Origin of the sequence: Shewanella jiangmenensis, from assembly GCF_018596335.1 — a bacterium.
In the GTDB taxonomy this organism is placed as follows: domain Bacteria; phylum Pseudomonadota; class Gammaproteobacteria; order Enterobacterales; family Shewanellaceae; genus Shewanella; species Shewanella jiangmenensis.
The window spans coordinates 746,085-765,140 of record NZ_JAHEPS010000002.1; the positions used below are offsets into that span (position 1 = coordinate 746,085).

At 53.5% G+C, this 19,056-nt stretch carries 13 protein-coding genes, 4 tRNA genes, 1 rRNA gene and 1 pseudogene; 8 read left to right on the top strand and 11 right to left on the bottom strand.

Annotated elements, in window-relative coordinates; all coding sequences use genetic code 11:
* Window positions 1-159: 159 nt before the first annotated feature.
* Complete coding sequence (gene rsuA / locus KJI95_RS08700) at window positions 160-897, top strand: 16S rRNA pseudouridine(516) synthase RsuA (protein WP_214506781.1); 738 nt, start codon at window positions 160-162, stop codon at window positions 895-897.
* A 184-nt stretch (window positions 898-1,081) separates the two neighbouring features.
* On the opposite strand, the gene KJI95_RS08705 is transcribed toward rsuA, so the two are convergent.
* The 4 genes from KJI95_RS08705 to lhpI form a co-directional block, all read right to left on the bottom strand.
* On the bottom strand, window positions 1,082-2,014 hold the full coding sequence (locus KJI95_RS08705; protein WP_214506782.1) for a DUF4097 family beta strand repeat-containing protein: 933 nt from the start codon (window positions 2,012-2,014) through the stop codon (window positions 1,082-1,084).
* On the bottom strand, window positions 2,011-2,556 hold the full coding sequence (locus tag KJI95_RS08710) for a hypothetical protein (RefSeq protein ID WP_214506783.1): 546 nt from the start codon (window positions 2,554-2,556) through the stop codon (window positions 2,011-2,013). The genes KJI95_RS08705 and KJI95_RS08710 overlap by 4 nt, the downstream gene beginning before the upstream one ends.
* On the bottom strand, window positions 2,553-3,116 hold the full coding sequence (locus KJI95_RS08715) for an RNA polymerase sigma factor (protein ID WP_214506784.1): 564 nt from the start codon (window positions 3,114-3,116) through the stop codon (window positions 2,553-2,555). The genes KJI95_RS08710 and KJI95_RS08715 overlap by 4 nt, the downstream gene beginning before the upstream one ends.
* A 199-nt stretch (window positions 3,117-3,315) precedes the next feature.
* Window positions 3,316-4,347 carry a bifunctional Delta(1)-pyrroline-2-carboxylate/Delta(1)-piperideine-2-carboxylate reductase gene (gene lhpI, locus KJI95_RS08720; protein WP_214506785.1) on the bottom strand — a complete coding sequence of 344 codons (1,032 nt, stop codon included), beginning with the start codon at window positions 4,345-4,347 and terminating at the stop codon, window positions 3,316-3,318.
* A gap of 274 nt (window positions 4,348-4,621) precedes the next feature.
* Here lhpI and KJI95_RS08725 point away from each other — a divergent pair, with 274 nt between their 5' ends.
* Together KJI95_RS08725 and KJI95_RS08730 are read left to right on the top strand one after the other, a co-directional pair.
* On the top strand, window positions 4,622-6,487 hold the full coding sequence (locus KJI95_RS08725) for a methyl-accepting chemotaxis protein (RefSeq protein ID WP_214506786.1): 1,866 nt from the start codon (window positions 4,622-4,624) through the stop codon (window positions 6,485-6,487).
* Between the two features lie 156 nt (window positions 6,488-6,643).
* Entirely contained in the window at window positions 6,644-8,161 is a 1,518-nt protein-coding gene (locus tag KJI95_RS08730) for a sensor domain-containing diguanylate cyclase (protein WP_349356717.1), read from the top strand.
* A 365-nt stretch (window positions 8,162-8,526) separates the two neighbouring features.
* Here the strand turns inward: KJI95_RS08730 and KJI95_RS08735 are convergent.
* The 6 genes and pseudogenes from KJI95_RS08735 to KJI95_RS08760 all read right to left on the bottom strand — a co-directional run bounded on the left by KJI95_RS08735 (window position 8,527) and on the right by KJI95_RS08760 (window position 11,927).
* Window positions 8,527-10,151: pseudogene (locus tag KJI95_RS08735) on the bottom strand (methyl-accepting chemotaxis protein).
* A gap of 161 nt (window positions 10,152-10,312) precedes the next feature.
* A tRNA-Leu gene (locus KJI95_RS08740) sits at window positions 10,313-10,399 on the bottom strand.
* A 30-nt stretch (window positions 10,400-10,429) separates the two neighbouring features.
* Window positions 10,430-10,516: transfer RNA gene (locus KJI95_RS08745), tRNA-Leu, on the bottom strand.
* 37 nt (window positions 10,517-10,553) lie between these two features.
* Window positions 10,554-10,640, bottom strand: a tRNA-Leu gene (locus KJI95_RS08750).
* Window positions 10,641-10,692: 52 nt separating this feature from the next.
* Window positions 10,693-10,768, bottom strand: a tRNA-Phe gene (locus KJI95_RS08755).
* 394 nt (window positions 10,769-11,162) lie between these two features.
* Entirely contained in the window at window positions 11,163-11,927 is a 765-nt protein-coding gene (locus KJI95_RS08760; RefSeq protein ID WP_214506788.1) for an outer membrane protein assembly factor BamD, read from the bottom strand.
* A gap of 121 nt (window positions 11,928-12,048) precedes the next feature.
* Here KJI95_RS08760 and rluD point away from each other — a divergent pair, with 121 nt between their 5' ends.
* The 3 genes from rluD to clpB all read left to right on the top strand — a co-directional run bounded on the left by rluD (window position 12,049) and on the right by clpB (window position 16,499).
* Entirely contained in the window at window positions 12,049-13,023 is a 975-nt protein-coding gene (gene rluD / locus KJI95_RS08765) for a 23S rRNA pseudouridine(1911/1915/1917) synthase RluD (protein ID WP_214506789.1), read from the top strand.
* Window positions 13,010-13,801 (top strand): peptidoglycan editing factor PgeF, encoded by a 792-nt coding sequence (gene pgeF, locus KJI95_RS08770; protein WP_214506790.1) that lies wholly within the window; start codon window positions 13,010-13,012, stop codon window positions 13,799-13,801. The genes rluD and pgeF overlap by 14 nt, the downstream gene beginning before the upstream one ends.
* Before the next feature lie 106 nt (window positions 13,802-13,907).
* Window positions 13,908-16,499 carry an ATP-dependent chaperone ClpB gene (gene clpB, locus KJI95_RS08775; protein WP_214506791.1) on the top strand — a complete coding sequence of 864 codons (2,592 nt, stop codon included), beginning with the start codon at window positions 13,908-13,910 and terminating at the stop codon, window positions 16,497-16,499.
* A gap of 211 nt (window positions 16,500-16,710) precedes the next feature.
* On the opposite strand, the gene KJI95_RS08780 is transcribed toward clpB, so the two are convergent.
* Window positions 16,711-17,178, bottom strand: a complete 468-nt coding sequence (locus KJI95_RS08780; protein WP_214506792.1) for a DUF4124 domain-containing protein — start codon at window positions 17,176-17,178, stop codon at window positions 16,711-16,713.
* A gap of 84 nt (window positions 17,179-17,262) precedes the next feature.
* Here KJI95_RS08780 and pssA point away from each other — a divergent pair, with 84 nt between their 5' ends.
* Both pssA and KJI95_RS08790 read left to right on the top strand, forming a co-directional pair.
* On the top strand, window positions 17,263-18,036 hold the full coding sequence (pssA, locus tag KJI95_RS08785) for a CDP-diacylglycerol--serine O-phosphatidyltransferase (RefSeq protein ID WP_214506793.1): 774 nt from the start codon (window positions 17,263-17,265) through the stop codon (window positions 18,034-18,036).
* 928 nt (window positions 18,037-18,964) lie between these two features.
* Window positions 18,965-19,056: ribosomal RNA gene (locus KJI95_RS08790) — 16S ribosomal RNA — on the top strand; the annotation flags it as partial.

Below are 19,056 nucleotides of genomic sequence, written 5' to 3' on the forward strand. Positions count from 1 at the left end.
TTTTAAGTATTTCGTTCTGTTTGCAGGCGGTTACTGTGCTTATGTCCGGCGGATATGTTAAAGCTTTTGCGGTAATGTAAACAGGGGCGGGCACAGATAAGTTTTGCCGTGGTTGTAAGCAAAATTGTCGAGATTGCCTTTTAAGCGGGGCGCGGCATAATGGCGGCCCGAAAGACGCCTTGGCAAAGAGCGGAGCACACAAGCGTGAGACTGGATAAATTTCTGGCTGAGACCACTGACTTAAGTCGTGGGCTGGCCAAAAAAGCCATCAATGGCGGCGATGTCACTGTGGATGAGCAGGTTATCAAAGACCCGGCATTCAAGGTGGCAGCAGGGGCGCGGGTGTGCCTTGAGGGCGAGCATCTGGAGTTGGTGGGCATTCGCTATCTGATGCTCAATAAGCCAGTGGATACCATCTGCTCGACTCAGGATGAATACTATCCGTCGGTGATATCCTTGCTCGATATCGCCCGCCCGGACAAACTGCATATTGCCGGCAGGCTTGATGCCGATACCACCGGATTGGTGCTCATCACCGACGATGGCCAGTGGTCCCATAAGATCACCTCGCCGCGGCGCGACTGCGCCAAGCGCTATCGGGTGCAGCTGGCAGACCCGCTGACACCAGAGTTGGTCGAGGTGTTTGCCAAAGGGCTGCAGCTTAATGGCGAAGAGGGCCTCACCAAGCCGGCCACACTTGAGATACTTAGTGACACCGAGGCGCTGCTGGCGATTACCGAAGGCAAGTATCATCAGGTAAAGCGGATGTTTGCTGCCGTGGGCAACAAGGTGGTTGGGCTGCACCGGGAAGCGGTAGGCGCAATTGAACTTGACCCAGAGCTTGCCCATGGCGAATGGCGTTATTTGACCGATGCCGAGGTTGCCTCGGTTAAGTGATGGCAAAATCGCTACGGCAAAGGCTTACTTCAATCTGTAATCAAAGCGCCTAATCCAAAGCGCGCATGTTTACTTGCGTTAAAAGATTGCGTTAAAAGATTGCGTTATAAAAAAGTGCGTTATAAAAAAGTGCGTTATAAAAAGCGCGCAGCAAAAGGGCCAGCGAACCGGCCCTTTTTCTATTTTACTTTTTAAGGCTGATATCACCGCTCAGGGTGGAGACTTCAATTACGCCCTTGCCCTCACCGATGCGGGTTTCAAGCTTGCTGCCGGGGCCGTATTTGGGTGACAGCGGCTTATCGTCCGACAGACCGTTGTGAATAGCGCCGCCCGGGCCGCCGTTGATGCTGAGACGCACATCGGGGCTGGTCAGTAAGCTTAGTGCGATATCACCGCTGACCGATTCTGCCGACAGTTTGACATCACCTTTAACGCTGAGTTTGGCATCGCCGCTGACGGCGTTATATTTCAGCGAGCCTGCGCTGCCAAGGCTTGCTTCGGTATCGCCTGATACCTGCTCAATACGCACAGTTTCGGCCTGATTTTTCAGATTGATATCACCGCTGACGGATTTATAGCGCCCATCGGTATTGGTGGATTCGGTGTCGGTAATGGTGCCGGAGACAGTTTCAAGCGCCACCGCGCCGCTCAGTTTGCTGGTGCCTATGTCGCCCGATACCGAGTTAACCTGCAGCTTGCCGCTGAGCGTCTGGGCGTTGATATCGCCGGAGACAGTGCCCAGAGTCAGCTCGCCATTCAAATTTGCCAGCTTGATGTCGGCCGAGATGGCTTCGGCGCTCAGGGTGAGGTTTGCCGGTACCTTAATCACCAGCATCGAACCTGCGCTGTTGTTGCCCTGATAGCTTTTGGGCATTTTGTCTTCCAGCAGGATCCGGCCGTCACGGTTTTCAAAAACCAATCCTTCACTGAGTTCATCCAGGGTGCCCTGAACCTGCACCTTGGGCTGATCCCAGGGGCTGAACTCGACTTTGCCGCGCTGGACTTTGACATCAAGCAGCAGGTTTGCCGGCGCATCCAGGGTTTGGTTGACCTGCTCGGCGGCCAGTGCCGGCAGGGCGAGCAGCCACAGCAGCGGTAATGAGTGCAACGTTTTCATAGTGTATCTCCTTGTGTGGCGCCTTGTGGCAACCGTTGCCCCTGGGTAAGCAGTTCAATTTCGCGGCGCTGGACCCAGAGCCAGAGCTGCCAGAGTTGTTTATCCTGCGGATTGGCTTTCAGTGCATTAAGGATGAGCTTGGCCGCTTCACGCAGCTCAGTTAAGCCGGCATCGATACTGTCGCTGAAACCGACCTTCTGCCAAGCCAGCTGTGATGGCGCGATGAGCACCGCTACCTCCTGCTGATGGGCAAGCTCGATACTGTCTATCAGTGCGTGCAGTCCATCATCAGTTGGCGCCGGTTCGCGGTTAAAAAGCGGCACCAGCACCAGCAGCATGGCTATTGCGGCTATTGCCAGTGGTAAGCGGCGCGGCGCTTTCTCTGTATCTGGCGATTTCTCGGTGTACGGCAATGTCTCGGTGTCCGGCAAAGGCCTGTCGAGCCTTGAGGCGATGGCCTGCCAGTTGTCAGTAGCCGGCGCCAGTTCACGGGGGGCGCTGGCAATCAGGCTATCGAGGCGATCGTCTTTGCTCTTTATCATGACAGCATCTCCTTCATCAGTTCCCGCGCTCTGTGGTAATGGGCCTTGCTGGTACCGCTTGAAATAGCAAGCAATCGGGCCACTTCATCGTGGGAAAACCCTTCCACCGCGATCAGCACAAACACCAGCCGCGCCCGCTCGGGCAATCTTAAAATCAGCCGGTCGAGCAGCAACTCATCATCATTGCCGCCATGTGCGCAAGGCTCCGACGGCGCAGCTTCATGCAAATGCCAATCCGGCATAAAGCGTGACCAGAAACTTCGGTGCTGCTTTAAGGTATTGAGGGCCTGATTTAGCGCCAGCGAATAAAACCAGCTGCCAAACTGGCTCTCTCCCCGAAATTGCGGCAGCTTGTGCCACAGGCGGACAAAGCTTTCCTGCAGAATTTCATCGGCAACACTCGGCTCGCCGGCGAGCCTCAGTGCCAGAGCATAAATCCGTTGATGATGGCGGCGATAAAGCTGCTCGAATGCATGCTTGTCGCCCCAGGCGGCCGCGGCGGCAAGCTCGGTATCGTCTGGCTGTTGTTGCTCGTTGGGTGACGCCTGTGTGAAGAGCACCTTGGGTTTCCGTCGATTTGGTTTGCTAATAAGACACTTACCCAAGATAAAAAGGTTTAGTGGGGATGCAAATTTATTTACGTTGCGGCGTTTTTCGCGCCGCAGCCGCGAGCCAAAGCTTGTTGCCAAAGCCTGTTGCCAAGCGCGGTTGCCCGAATGCCCAAGTGCCCGAATGCCATGTCGCGGCACAGGAATGAATTCACTCGTTTGCAGAGGTCATATCGCCAAGGCGCTGATACACGAGTCTTGCCGCAGCAAGATCTGCCAGCGCAGAGCCGACACTCTTAAACAGGGTGATGTCGCTGGGACTGGTGCGCCACGGCGCTGTGCTGCGGTTGCTGTTTGAAAGCTCGTCGCTGCAAGGTTTTTCGCTGGAACTTTTTTCGCTGGAAATGCGGTCGCGACATAGCTCGCTAAGCTCAGCGCGGACACTGCCAAGTTCAAAGCGTCCTTCCTGCACCGGCAGCAGCAATTCACCGGCTTCGGCGAAGACGTTTATTCTGGAGTCGACGAAAACCTGAGCACTCAGCACCAGTTCAGTGTCACATTCCCTACAGTTTTGATGGTGATTGCCGACAAAATCCGTATGGGTGCCGGCACTTACCCAGCTACCGGGGAAGAGTGGTACAGGCGAGCCGGTGGCGCAGCTGATGATATCGGCCCATGGCACGTCGCGCGCTGCATCACCGGGGCGAATGTCGATATCCGGTCTTTGCTCGCGGATATTGGCGCAGGTCTTGTCAACGCTTTGCCGGTTTCTGCCAATCACACGGATTTCGTCGATGGGTCTCACGGCGGCGTGTGCCAATGCCATAAAAGGCGCCAGATTGCCGGTGCCGAATATCAGCAGTCGCTTGCTATCGGAGCGTGACAGGTAAGAGGATGCGAGCGCGGATACGGCAGCGGTGCGCCAGTAAGTCACGCTGGTGCCATCTATCAGAGCCTCTGGGACGCCGGTTTGGCGACAGAAGAGCAAAATTTGTGAGTAAAGACTCTGACATCCGGGATTGTTACTTGGATTATCAGGTAAATAGGTAAAGGCTTTTACGGCGATACTGTGCACATCCCAAGCAGGGAGCAAGGCAAAGGCGTCGTGGCTGCCAGCAGCATCGAGTGGGTAAACTTGCCGCTTCGGTGCGCTGGATGGGGCTGAAAACTGGCATCTCAGCGCCTCGATGAGGCAGTTAAAGTCGAGGGCGCGGTGAACATCCTGTGCTGTGATTATCTTCATTGTGTTGGGTAGTGTGTGAATATTGTATGCACATTTTAGTGAAAACAACCTGCCTGTCACCTCATTTAATTGATATCCGGCATTGCACTGTGGTTTTGCTATGTCAGTTATTAAAAGTCATGTGAATTAATGCATTAATGCGGTTTTGTAGCTTTCATTTGTCATGGGTAAAGTGGAAAATACTGGTGATATATTTGTGACGCTGCCGGCGCGCGATGTGAAATCTGCATTCAGCGTCTACAGTGTATAAGAGCAGGCAACTGGGGAGAGTAACATGCTCATTCGTCAAAAATTAATGCTGAGTGCGGCCATGTCCATCGGGGCATTGGTTGCCATGTTTGGCCTGCAGATATACTCGGGTAAGACTCAGGTTGAACTGGCGCTGTCGGCGCAGTCAGTGGTTGAGCTTGAGCGGGATATGCTTGAGCTGCGTAAGGACGAAAAGGATTTCCTCACCCGTAAAGACATGGCGTACGTTGCTGACCATGCCAGACATTCGCAAGACATGCATGATGACCTGGCGCGGGTCAGGGCGGTGTTTGAAGAATATGAGATCCCCAAGGATGCGCTTAACCGTTTTACGTCGTTGTCGGACCGCTATCTGCTTATTTTTGCTGAGGTGGTGAGTTTACAGCAGGAGATTGGCCTTAACCCCAAAGCGGGGCTTTATGGCAGCCTGCGCGATGCGGTACATAACGTTGAAACCCTGCTTAAGGAGCACGACCAGCCAAGAATTGCGGTGCAAATGCTGCAGTTAAGGCGCAACGAAAAAGACTTTATGCTGCGCCGTGACGTGGCCGATTTGGAGAAGTTTGAAAAAACCCTGACCGGTTTTGAAGCCGAATTGTCAGCCGCGTTACTGGACGACAATGTCAAAGCGGAAATCTCCAGACTTATCAATCAATACAGTTCGGGTTTTCATGCGCTGGTAGCGAAAGAGCGGGAGTTCGGGCTCAGCAAAGACGATGGTAAACTCGGAGAGCTTCGTCAGGTGATTGATGAGGCTGAGCAGGCGACCAAGGAACTGCGGGAGCTGGCGCTTGCTGAAATTCACGATGAGGAAGGTGACAGCGCCCGTTTGGCAACCATTATTTTCGCCGTCATTGCCATTCTGGTGGCCTTCTTTACCCTGACTATCATCCGCGCCATCATCCGGCCGATTAACAGCATTAATCAGGTGATTTCACAGGTTGGCCGCGAGAAGGATTTAACCCTGCGCTGCGATACAGGCACTGAAGATGAAATTGCAGAAATTGCACTGCATTTCAATCAGATGGTTGATAGTTTCCAATCGCTTATTCAGCAGGTTAACGAGGCGGTTGAAATCATGCATCACTCCTGCAGCGAGCTTTCTCAAAATGCCACCCGGGCATCGGATGGTGTAATGCGCCAGCTCAGTGAAACCGATATGGTTGCTACTGCCATCACCGAAATGGGCGCCACCATCGATGAGATTGCCAAGAACACCGAACACGCCGCCGAGCGCGCCAGTCATACCCACGCCAACGCGAAGAGTGGTCAGTTTGGGGTTGAGCAAACCATTGATAAAATTGCATCTTTGTCGCGGCAATTGACTAACTCTGCGACCGTGGTCGGCGAGCTTGAGCGCGATAGCGGTACCATCGGCAGCGTGCTTGATGTTATTCGCGGCATTGCCGAGCAAACCAACCTGCTGGCGCTGAACGCGGCCATTGAAGCGGCCCGTGCCGGCGAGCAGGGGCGCGGTTTTGCCGTGGTGGCGGACGAAGTGCGCTCTCTGGCCATGCGTACCCAGGAGTCTACCGAAGAAATCGCCGGCATTATCCAGACGCTGCAAAGCCGTACCCGCTCAATTGTGCAGCTGATGGAGGCGAGCCAGCGCCAGGGCGTGGAAAGCTCGGAGCAGGCCGCGAGTGCCGGCACCTTACTTGAGCAAATCAATAATGATGTGGCCAACATCATGGACATGAGCACCCAGATTGCTGCGGCGATTGAAGAGCAGAGCTGTGTCGCAGCCGAAGTGAATAAAAACGTGGTCATTATCCGCGATATCGCTGAGGAGTCGTCTGAGGCCGCCAAGGCCAATGCCAGGGCATCTGATGATGTACGCCAGCGGGCTGCTTATCTTAAAAATGCGGTCAGCCAATTCCGTATAAGTTAAGCATTTTTTGCCGATAAAAGCCGCCTGAGGGCGGCTTTTTTGTGCCTGATTTACCGATGTTGACTACGCTTAAAGTACTAAGACAAGGGGGCTGGCACCATGAGGCTGAACCACTTTAGCTTATTGCTTGGTACTGTGTTGACCGTGGCGGCTTTTGTGACGTCATTTCTGCTTTATGGCCTGTTTTTACGACCGGAGCTGATGCGGGAGGTGCGCGATCAGCAATTGATGGAGGTGCGTGCCCTTAAAGCCGGGGTCGATTTTTTCCGCCAGCCGCTGACAACAATAAGCGTCGATTATGCAGTTTGGGATGAGATGGTGGACTTTTTGAAAGCGCCGACCCCCGCTTTTGCCGAGTCAAATCTTTACCCCGAAGCCTTCAGTGCGGCGCAGATGGACGGCGCCTTTCTGTTTGATTTAAATGGCGACATAGTATGGCAGTACCAAAGCGTGCCGGGGTTAATCCCGGACGATGTGAACGCCCAGCCCCAGTGGTTTGGCGTGGTATTGCCGGATAAAGCCGCAGTCGATAACCAAAAAACCAGTACCCGCAGCGGTATTGTCCGCCATGGCAGCAGGGTGCTGTTTTTCAGCAATACCACTGTGCTGCCAAGCAAAGGCGTTGGCCCTGTGGTCGGCAGCTTTATGGTGGTGCGGATAGTCGATGTATCTTTGTCGGATAAGCTCAAGCAGCTTACGCTGGTGGATTCAAGCCTCGGGCTTGCCAATCTTCGTCTTCATAACCAGCTGCCTGAGTTTAACGATACTCTGGATATCGACGATATCAGTTTAAGTCACCAGTGGCTGATTAAGGATGTGTTTGATATGCCCGCATTGGTGCTGACAGTGACTCACCATAAAGGGGTTATGCCGTCGTTTATCTCCAAAGAGTCGGTGCTGATTTTTGCAACCTTCATGGTGATCCTCTTTGTTGGCTCTGTGCCCTTGTCATTGCTGCTCATTACCCCGCTGAACAATATCCACCGGGTGTTGCTGAAAATGACGGCCAGAGGGCGTCTGGTCAAAATCAATCAACGCTTTTTTCTTGAAGAAATCGACAAGCTGACGCTGTCGTTTAATCAACTGGCTGAGATGCTGGAGCGTCATCAGAACTACCTCGAGTCTTTGTCCTTGAAAGACCCTTTAACCGGCATTGCCAATCGTCGCGGGCTTGAGGCGTTCGCCAGCCGGGCGTACAGCGAGTGGAGCGAAGGCAAGGGCGCCCTCGGCTTTTTAATGATAGATGTGGATGAGTTTAAAAAGTACAACGACAGCCTGGGGCACGGCGCCGGTGACAAAGCCCTGCTGTCGATCGCCCAGGCCTTGCTGATTGAGTGTCGCCGCCGTGGTGAGCTGGTAACCCGCTTTGGCGGAGAAGAGTTTTGCGTAGTGGTGCATGGCGACAATACTACGCAGATAGAGCGCTTGGCCGAGCGTATGCTTATCCGCATAAGAGAGCTGAATATTGCCCATCCGGCGGGCCAATTCGGTATGGTAACCATCAGCATAGGCGGGGTGCTCTTTGAGCGTTATGACCCGCAGTTTGATGAGCTAAGCTGGCAGGACATGCTGGTTATGGCCGACAAACAGCTGTACCTGGCAAAGTCTGAAGGTCGCAATCGGGTCTGCCTGCGCTTTATGCATGCGGCAAGGCTAGTCAAAACAGTTGGGTGACGCCGCAGCGTTATCTGCGACTCTGGCTCTAGCTTGGGTTCTGGTTCTGGCATTGGCAAAAGAGGGGGGCAAGCTGCGTGTGCTGCAATCAAGACAAACTGCAGCGCGCTATTCAGGAATTGCCCGTGCTAGTCCATTATTATCCGCGCTATTCGATTAATGCCCGCAATTCCATTACTGCCCGCTATTCCATGAATTTATTGAACCGGAGCTTGCCTCACTGAGTTGTGCTAACAGCTTCATGCTCTAAGCTCCATGCTCCATGAAGGCCTTGGATCATAAAAAGCGGCCGTGAATGGCCGCTTCTATTGGGTTTAGTGAACCCCTAAGCAAGCATACATTCCCTCACGACAGCGCTGATTAAGCTACAGCACAAATGTGGCTACCTGGCGGCGCATTTGTCCGGCAAGGTTTGCGAGCTTGGTGACTGCATCTGTCATGTTGTTAGACGCCTGAGTGGAGCTCTGGGCTATATCACTGATGGCGATGATGTTGCGGTTAATGCTTTCGGCCACACAGCTTTGCTCTTCGGCTGCCGTTGCAATGTGGGTGTTGAGTTCAGTAATACTGTCGACGGCGGCGACTATTTCCCGCAGCGCTTCGCCAGCCAGATTGGTACTGCGATTGGCTTCATCCACCTGCTCTATGCCTTGCTCCATCGAGGTGACGGCACTTTTGACCCCAGATTGCAGTGACTCAATCATGGACTCAATTTCCCGGGTGGATTGACTGGTGCGCTGCGCCAGTGTTCGCACTTCATCGGCGACCACAGCAAAGCCTCGGCCCTGCTCGCCGGCGCGGGCCGCCTCGATGGCCGCGTTCAGCGCCAGCAGGTTGGTTTGCTCGGCAATGCTTTTAATCACGTCCAGCACCCGGCCTATGTTCTGGCTTTCGGTAGCAAGCTCGCTGATGACCGATGCGGTTGATTGAATTTGACTGGCGAGCGATGACATACTGCTGATGGAATGCTGCACAATTTTATCGCCTTTTGCCGCGCTTTCGTCGGCGCTGCGGGCCGACTGGGCCGCCGAATTGCTGCTTTGGGCAACCTCAGCCACGGTGGCTGTCATCTGATTCATCGCGGTGGCGGTTTGCTCTGTTTCCGATTGCTGCTGATTCATGCGGTCATTGGTTTGGCGAGTAAAGGTGTTGAGCTCGTTGGCTGAGTCACCCAAAGTGGCGGCGGCGCTGGCAATGCTCTTTAAAATGCCCTGCAGGTGGTTCACTACATCGTTCAGATCGGTTGCGATATAGCCAAGCTCATCCTGCCTGAATACCCTGAATGACACTGTCATGTCTGAATGTTCGCGAATAAGTCTCAATTTTTGGCGGATTTCGGTAACAGGTAACATCACGCCGCGGTTAATCCAGTACCCAAGCAGCGCCGTTACCACAACCGCAAACACCGCAAGACCAATAAACCACACCACAGAGCTTGCGTGCATGGCCTCGACTTTGGCGCGCTCTTCACCGGCAATCTTGATTTGCAGGCTTACCAGCTCGGCGATTTTGCCGCTGATGGGGTCGATAACGTTGTAGAGCGGCATGATGTCCGAGGTTAGCTGACCAGCAATGTTGCCGGACAAGCCGCCGAGTTTGCCAAGGGCTGCTCTATCTGGTTGTTGGCTGGGCTGAACAGGCGCTCGGCCTCGCTCGCAAGTTGGCGCTCTTCGTCGGTAAGCTCAGTCGCCATGTATTTTTGCCAGCGTCTTTCGATATTCTGGCGCGCCTCTTTCAGCTCGGTGCGGGCTTCTTCGGCGCTGAATCCGCCGGCATTGGCCTTGTTGATGGCGTCGATAACAAACACGGCGTAGTCATCGCCGATAAGCTTTAAATCTTCCAGAGGGACAACTCGGTCGTTGTAGATGCTGAGTACGCCCGCTTCAATCTTCGACATGATGTTCAACGACACAGTACACATAATGATGAGCAAAGACACAGGAAGGAAAAAGCCAAGCATCATTTTGTGCTTGATTTGCAACTGGTTCATCACGGCCCCCTGAAACAAGGGAAGGACGCATCCATACCAGCGACTCGGCCATGCCTTTGGTTGAGTCACATTATAGGTATAGCAAACAAAAGGAGAGGGCGTTTCTGCGGGATGACAAATTTTGGATACAAAAAAACCTCGCATTGCGAGGCTTATTTGTTTGGTACAGGTGAGAAGACTTGAACTTCCACGCTCGTAAGAGCACCAGCACCTGAAGCTGGCGTGTCTACCAATTCCACCACACCTGCACTGTATTGTTAAAGACTCTTTGTGTTAATTGGTACAGGTGAGAAGACTTGAACTTCCACGCCCGTAAGGGCACCAGCACCTGAAGCTGGCGTGTCTACCAATTCCACCACACCTGCACAATGAGTCTTTGTACAGCTAACTATAATCGCAAAGTGGTACAGGTGAGAAGACTTGAACTTCCACGCTCGTAAGAGCACCAGCACCTGAAGCTGGCGTGTCTACCAATTCCACCACACCTGCACTGTACTGCTTTGCAATTTTTCTCTGTCGCCAGAGCACCTTAAGTTGAAGGTGGTGCCCGAACCCGGAATCGAACCAGGGACACGCGGATTTTCAATCCGCTGCTCTACCAACTGAGCTATTCGGGCGACGGGGTGCATTAAATAGCTTTTGGGCTTTTGAGTCAACTCTTTTATCGGAAATATTTCAAAAACAGTATCGTTTGTACAAGAATCATTCAAAATGGGCCGAAATGGGTATTTTGGTGTGTTTTAAATGACCAGAAGCAGGATTTCGTCGGTACAAGACCTTGGTTTTTGTTGCTGGGGATTTTGCGGCTAAACACCGTATATAGTCGGTTTGACTAAGGGCAGTAGCTAAAAACGGCGCGCCCGGCGCCTGAAAAAGCAACGCCCGACGAAAAAGTCGGGCGTTGGGGGGAAAGTCAGCGTTGTTTAGCGGCGAAAATTTCTTCGCGGCAGCGCCGGCAATGTCGCATTGATTGTCACGCTAATTGTCACATCGATGCCGGATGAGCGGCTATCAGTTAGCTACCAGCTCGTTGGAGGGGAAGTTTTCTTTCATTACCAGCAATACGTGCTGCTTTAACTTCTCCTGACCCAGCTCATCATATGACTCGGCCATGATTTCCAGCGCCCGCTCGGTAGAAGGGGTACCCGGGAACGACTCAAGCACAGTTTGCGCACGGACGGCCGCCGCACTCCAGGCATTCATTTTGACATAGTACTCGGCAACCTGAATCGAGTAACGCGCCAGACGGTTTTTCAAAAACTGCATCCGCTTACGCGAGTCGGCCGCATATTTGCTGTTGGGGTAGACCTTGAGCAAACGGTCGAAGTCCTTGAACGCATCCATGGCATTTTTAGGGTCGCGGTCGGTACGGTCGATGTTCATCATGTCATGGAACAGATAACTGTCGGCCTGCATATTCACCAAACCCCGCATATATTGTACGTAATCCACATCGGGGTGGGTGGGGTTAAGGCGCAGGAAACGGTCGATGTTGGCCAGCGCCTGAGGAGTATCGTCCATCTTATAATAAGCATAGATAAGATCGAGCTGGACCTGAGTCTTGTGCGGACCAAACGGGAAACGCGAGTCCAGCGCTTCCAGACTCTTGGCCGCCTTGGAGAAATTACCCAGCTCCATCGAGGTGCGGGCCTGGGCGTAAAGTGCGTCGGGCGACTTCTGGCTGAGCGCCGCATCTTCCTGACTTCCGGTGCTGCTACAGGCACCCAGGGCCAGTGCTAAAAGGGCGACGGCCGAGCCTTTGGCAAATTTTGACATACGCGAATTCAATTCTTTTGAAGTTGTAGTTAAGAATTCTTCCATTTCACGATAAAATGGAGAACATCCGATTGTAACTGATAGACACCAATTTGGACCCCGATACAGGGGTACGGTTCCCATGACCCAAGAGATTAATCTAAAAAGCGAGATCTCAGCAACCCAAACGGGGTTGAGACTCGACCAAGCCATCGCTGAATTGTTTCCTGACTATTCGCGTACCCGCCTCAAGGAGTGGATCCTCGGCGGCAATGTATATGTTGATGGCGTGGCTGTCACCAAGCCCAGGGAAAAGGTGCTGGAGTCGCAGATCATTGAGATTGAAGCAGCCCTCGAAGAAGAGGTTGCCGCCGAGGCTCAGGATATCGACCTGAACATCGTCTACGAAGACGACTTTATATTGGTGCTGAATAAACCTGCCGGTTTGGTGGTGCATCCCGGTGCCGGCAATGCCGATGGCACCCTGATGAATGCTCTCTTGCATCACTGCCCCGAAATCGAGCATGTGCCCCGCGCCGGTATCATTCACCGTCTCGACAAGGACACCACCGGCCTGATGGTGGTGGCCAAGACGGTTGAGGCACAAACCCATTTGGTTGCCGCGCTGCAGGCCCGTGAAATCGTGCGTGAGTATGAGGCCATTGTGCTTGGCACCATGACTGCCGGCGGCACAGTCGATGCACCGATTGGCCGTCATGCCACCAAGCGCACCCATATGGCGGTGCATCACAGTGGCCGTCCGTCTGTGACCCACTACCGGGTGGCTGAAAAGTTCCGTGCCCACACCCGTTTGCGTCTGCGCCTTGAAACTGGCCGCACTCACCAAATTCGGGTGCATATGGCGCACATCGGCCATGTGCTGGTGGGCGACCCTGTATATGGCGGTCGCCCAAAGCCGCCGAAAAACGCGAGCCCGGAGTTTTTCGAGATCCTGAAAAACTTCACCCGCCAGGCGCTGCACGCCGTTAAGCTTGAGTTGGTGCATCCGGTCACGCTGGAAGTGATGAGCTTCAACGCGCCAATTCCGGACGACATGGTTGAGCTGACCAAGGCCCTTCGTAAGGACACCGAAGCCAATCCCCATGACTATCTGTAAGCTGCCCGGCGGCTGGCAAGTGCCGGCCGGGGTTAAGCTCGCCTTCACTGAGCGCAGCGGCGGTTTGAGCGCTGCGCCCTATCACAGCCTCAATCTTGGGCTGCATGTGGGAGACGATTCGGCAACGGTGCTGCAAAATCGGGCTTTGCTCGGCCGCGAGCTTTTACTGCCCGCTGAGCCCGCGTGGCTTAATCAGGTGCATGGTACAAGGGTGCTGCATCTCGAGACCGAGTACCCGAGCGCTGCTGTTAGCGATGACCAAAACCTCACAACCGCCCCCGATGCCGATGCGAGTTATACTGCCGCTGCCGCCAAGGTGTGTGTGGTGATGACCGCCGATTGCCTGCCGGTACTCTTTGCCTCGAAGGCCGGAGATGAAGTGGCCGCAGCCCACGCCGGCTGGCGGGGTTTATGTGATGGGGTGCTGGAAGCCACGCTTTCGCAGTTTCGCGCCAAGCCCGCCGACATCATTGCTTATCTTGGCCCGGCCATTGGCCCAGAGGCTTTTGAAGTTGGCGCTGAGGTGAGAGATGCCTTTTTGGCAAAGGCGCCGGCTGCGGATTTAGCGGCGTTCGATGCCTGCTTTGCCGCGCGGGACCATCTTGCGCACAAGTACTTCGCCAATCTGTTTGAGCTTGCGCGTTTGCGGCTTAAGGCGGCTGGTGTTCAGCTTATATTTGCCGATGAAAGCTGTACCTTTTCCCATCCTGAGCGGTTTTTCTCCTACCGCCGTGAGCGCGTAACCGGGCGCATGGCTTCCCTTATCTGGCGCGAGTAAATCAATTTCAGTGCGTGAATAGTTTTTGCGCACTTGAAATTACGCCATACAGCCCCATCTTTTAGCTAACCCAGGAATTCCTGCAGTTCGTGTTTCAGGAGGCTGTATGCGACTCGATCGTATGACCAATAAATTCCAGATAGCGATATCCGATGCGCAGTCTCTGGCGCTTGGCAGAGATCATCAATTTATCGAACCCGTGCACCTGATGATGGCATTGCTGAATCAGGATGGCGGCTCTATTCATCCGTTGTTAACCCAGGCCGGTATTCGGGTGAGTAACCTGCGCTCACTCTTGTCTCAAGAGCTGGAGCGTCAACCCCAGGTCGAAGGCACCGGCGGTGACGTGCAGCTGTCACAGGCGCTCATTCGTTTGCTTAATCTGTGTGACAAGCTGTCGCAAAAGCGCAAAGACAAATACATCTCCAGCGAATTGTTTGTGCTGGCTGCTCTTGAAGGCAACGACACCCTGGCGCAGATCCTCAAACAGGCGGGTGCCACCAAAGAGCGGCTGGAGCAAACCATTGAAGACATTCGCGCTGGCCAAAAGGTCGACGACCCCAATGCTGAAGATAACCGTCAGGCGCTGAAAAAGTACACGGTCGATCTGACCGAGCGCGCCGAGCAGGGCAAGCTTGACCCCGTGATTGGCCGTGACGATGAAATTCGCCGCACCATTCAGGTGTTGCAGCGGCGCAGTAAAAATAATCCCGTGCTCATTGGCGAGCCCGGCGTGGGTAAAACCGCCATCGTCGAGGGGCTTGCTCAGCGCATCGTCAATTGCGAAGTGCCCGAGGGCATTAAAAACAAGCGGGTGCTGTCGCTGGACATGGGCGCGCTGGTGGCCGGTGCCAAATACCGCGGTGAGTTTGAAGAGCGCTTGAAAGCCGTGCTCAATGAACTTGCCCAGGAAGAAGGCCAGGTGATCCTTTTTATCGATGAGCTGCACACCATGGTCGGCGCCGGTAAAGGCGATGGTGCCATGGATGCCGGCAACATGCTTAAGCCTGCGCTGGCCCGCGGCGAGCTGCACTGCGTTGGTGCCACCACCCTCGATGAATATCGTCAATATGTGGAAAAAGATGCCGCCCTTGAGCGCCGTTTCCAAAAAGTGCTGGTGGACGAGCCGTCGGTGGAAGACACCATCGCCATTTTGCGTGGTTTGAAAGAGCGCTACGAGCTGCACCACCATGTGGAAATTACCGATCCGGCGATTGTGGCGGCGGCAAGCATGTCGCACCGTTATGTATCCGACCGCAAGCTGCCTGATAAGGCCATCGACCTGATTGACGAGGCCGCTTCCAGCATTCGGATGCAGATTGACTCCAAGCCTGAGTCGCTTGACCGCCTCGAGCGCCGCGCTATTCAGCTTAAGCTCGAAGAGCAGGCGCTGGCGAAAGAAAACGATGAGGCCAGCCGCAAACGGCTTGAGCATTTGCGCCTTGAACTGAAAGAAGTCGAAGCCAAGGCCAACGAGCTTAATGAAATCTGGCGCACCGAAAAAGCGGCACTTGCCGGCACTCAGCATATTAAGGCCGATCTGGAGCAGGCAAGGCTCGATCTGGAAGTGGCGCGCCGCGCCGGTGATCTGACCCGCATGTCTGAGCTGCAGTACGGCCGCATTCCCGAGCTTGAAAAGCAGCTCGATTTGGCCGCTCAGGCCGAAATGCAGGACATGAAGCTGCTGCGCAACAAGGTCACCGATGTGGAGATTGCCGAGGTGCTGTCCAAGGCAACCGGTATTCCGGTCGCCAAGATGCTTGAGGGCGAGCGCGAAAAACTGCTGCAAATGGAGCATGCGCTGCATGAGCGGGTGATAGGCCAGAACGAGGCGGTGGATGCGGTGGCCAATGCCATTCGCCGTAGCCGCGCCGGACTTGCCGATCCTAACCGTCCTATTGGTTCGTTTTTGTTCCTCGGCCCAACCGGTGTGGGTAAAACTGAGCTGTGTAAGTCGCTGGCGAAATTCCTGTTCGACACTGAGTCGGCGCTGGTGCGTATCGATATGTCGGAATTTATGGAGAAACACTCGGTTTCACGTTTGGTGGGCGCACCTCCCGGCTATGTGGGCTATGAAGAGGGCGGTTACCTTACCGAAGCTGTTCGCCGTAAGCCTTATTCGGTGATTTTGCTCGACGAGGTGGAAAAAGCGCATCCCGATGTGTTCAACATTCTCCTGCAGGTACTGGATGATGGCCGACTGACAGACGGTCAGGGCCGCACCGTGGATTTTCGCAATACCGTTGTCATCATGACCTCAAACCTTGGCTCCGACATTATTCAGGAGCGTTTCGGTAGCTTGAGTTACACCGAGATGAAGCAAGAAGTGATGAATGTGGTGGTACACAGTTTCCGGCCGGAGTTTTTAAACCGCATCGATGAGACTGTGGTGTTCCATCCACTGGATGCAGAGCACATTAAACATATCGCCGCCATCCAGATTGCATCGCTGCGTAAGCGTCTGGCCGAGCGCGAGTTTGAATTGGTGCTGAGTGACGAAGCACTGGCCTTTATCGCCAGAGCCGGTTTCGATCCGGTATACGGCGCGCGGCCACTGAAACGGGCGCTGCAGCAGGAAGTTGAAAATCCGTTGGCGCAAAAACTGCTGCGGGGTGAGTTTATGCCCGGGCAGCCCATAGTCGTCGACTGTCAGGATGCCGAGCTGGTGTTCAGTCAAAAACCGCTGCAAAGCCACTGACGTGGGCTTAGCTATTACAGCTTAGCTTGAGTGGCTTAGCTTTATGGCTCAGCTTTATTGACTCAGCTTTATTGATTCAGAGCATCGCGAAACGCCTCAAATAGAAAGGGAGCCATCTGGCTCCCTTCTTTTATGTCGTTACCTTTTCATGTCTTTAGCGACATTTTTTAACCTATTTGCCGTCGATTACCGTTTTGGCTTATTTCTTGGCTTATTTCTTGGCTTTGCCGCCACTCTCTTTACAGAAAAGTTCTACCCGCTTTTTGGAGTCCGCCAGCGCCGCTTCGCGCTCTTCATCTGTCATCACCACAGGTTCATTGGTGCCCGCATCTTTACGGGTAACACGATTGAAGTTTTCCAGCACTTCCTGGTTTTGCTTTGCCTGCTCACAAATGGCATCGGCTTGTTCGGCATTTTGCTGACGGATGAGGTCGGCATTTTTCTGCTCGTCGGTTTGTGGCTCATCGGCTTTGGCCTGTGGTTTGGGTGATTCAAAACCAATTCGCTTTTGCTCAATATCAGCCGCCTTGATTACCTGGGCTTTGCCATCCTTTTCGGGAGGCTGCTCGGTATAGTGGGTGACACCGTTTTCATCGACCCACTTATATATAGTGGTGGCTGCGACCATGTTGGAGCCGAGTAGCAGAGATAATGCAAAAAGCTGATACCGATTAAACATAAGGCTTTGCCTCCTGAAGCCCTCGCCAGTGCATGGCGAAAGTGTGATATCTTGGAATTATTGTTACTCAATGGTATTCAGTGTATGCAAAATATTGACAAGCCAACAGCAAAAAATCGCGGTATCTACCTGTTACCCAATCTTTTTACCACCGCGGGCCTCTTTTCCGGTTTCTACGCCATCATCGCCTCAATGAACGGCCATTTCGAATCGGCGGCCATTGCGGTGTTCGTTGCCATGCTGTGTGACGGTCTTGATGGCCGCGTCGCCAGATTGACCAATACCCAAAGTGAATTCGGTGCCGAATACGACAGTATGGCCGACATGGTGTCGTTCGGAATGGCGCCGGCACTGATTGCTTACAACTGGGCGTTGGCGGATTTGGGGAAGATTGGCTGGCTTGCTGCCTTTATCTATTGTGCTGGTGCGGCGCTGAGGCTTGCGCGCTTCAACACCCAGGTGGGCGTCGCCGATAAGCGCTGGTTTCAGGGACTGGCGAGTCCCGCAGCGGCGGCGGTTATTGCGGGTACTGTGTGGCTTGGTCATCAGTATCAGGTTGAGGCGGCGTCGGTCAGTTATCTCTTTGCAGCCGTCACTGTTTGCACTGGCCTATTGATGGTGAGTAACTTCCGTTATCACTCATTTAAAGAAGTGGACTGGCGCGGCAAGGTCAACTTTATTGTCATCCTGCTGGTAGTTGCCGTGTTTGTGGTGATTTCGGTAGAACCCGCATTAATTCTTTGCCTTGGCTTTTACCTTTATGCGCTGTCCGGGCCTGTGATTACCGTGCGCTCGGTACGTAAACTCAAAGTTTCCCATGTGGTTGGAGATGATGAGCCGGACGATACCAAGGATTAGTCTCACTTTTCTGCTTTCAAAGCCGCAGCGCTAAAGCGATGGCTACCGGAAAAGTTATAAGTAGTTAAGCGCCGACGAGAGTCGGCGTTTTCGTTTGGCGTAAGCCAGATGAGTTGGGCAACCTTTTATGATTGCGCGTCGCGGTTGTAGACAACCCCGCCAGTGCCTGCCTTGCAGCGTTTGCCAGATAGAAATTGTTAAACTGAGATGCCTTGATTGCGAAAAGCCCAAGCATTGACCATAATCTTTCTCCCATACCGTTTTAGCAGTCTGATAAAAGTCGAACGTGCTCGAGCTTGCTTGCATTTGAATGGGGTTGCTCCTGAGTCTTGATTCGCCAATTGGCAATCTAGGTTATGCCATGTGCCGCAAGTACGTTACGCCATCTGAAGCAAGATAGTTCAGCAAGACAGTACATCAGATGCTTGTTATGAAGATCGCTGCGAAAGTTCTTGAGTGTTTTTACCTGCCGTCTGACGCGCTTAAACGATGGGTTTGTACGGAAAATCGCCATAAATTAGGCGGCCTCCCATTGTAGATGGTGTTTTTGGTTGAACTTTGCTCAGTTGGGTTGTTTTCGCAGAAAAAGCCCTTGCGCAAAAGTTCAGGCTCCCTATAATGCGCATCCACTGACACGGCACGGGGCGCCAAGCGAAACGTAGCGTGAAGGTGGTTGAAGCGAGCGAAAGCCAACTTCAACAGCGTCGAAAGAAAGTTTGCAAAAACTGCTTGACGCGAAAGCAGGAAAGCGTAGAATACGCAGCCCTGACCCGGTGAGCCAAGCGCGACCGGATGTTCTTTAAAAATCAGATAAGACAAGCAAATCTGTGTGGATACTCGCAGGTTGATGAAGTCGACAAAACGATTTTATCAATGAAAGAGTTTTCATGCAGAGCATGACAGCAGAAATTCATTGAGACCAAAACTTTAATTGAAGAGTTTGATCATGGCTCAGATTGAACGCTGGCGGCAGGCCTAACACATGCAAGTCGAGCGGCAGCACAAGGGAGTTTACTCCTG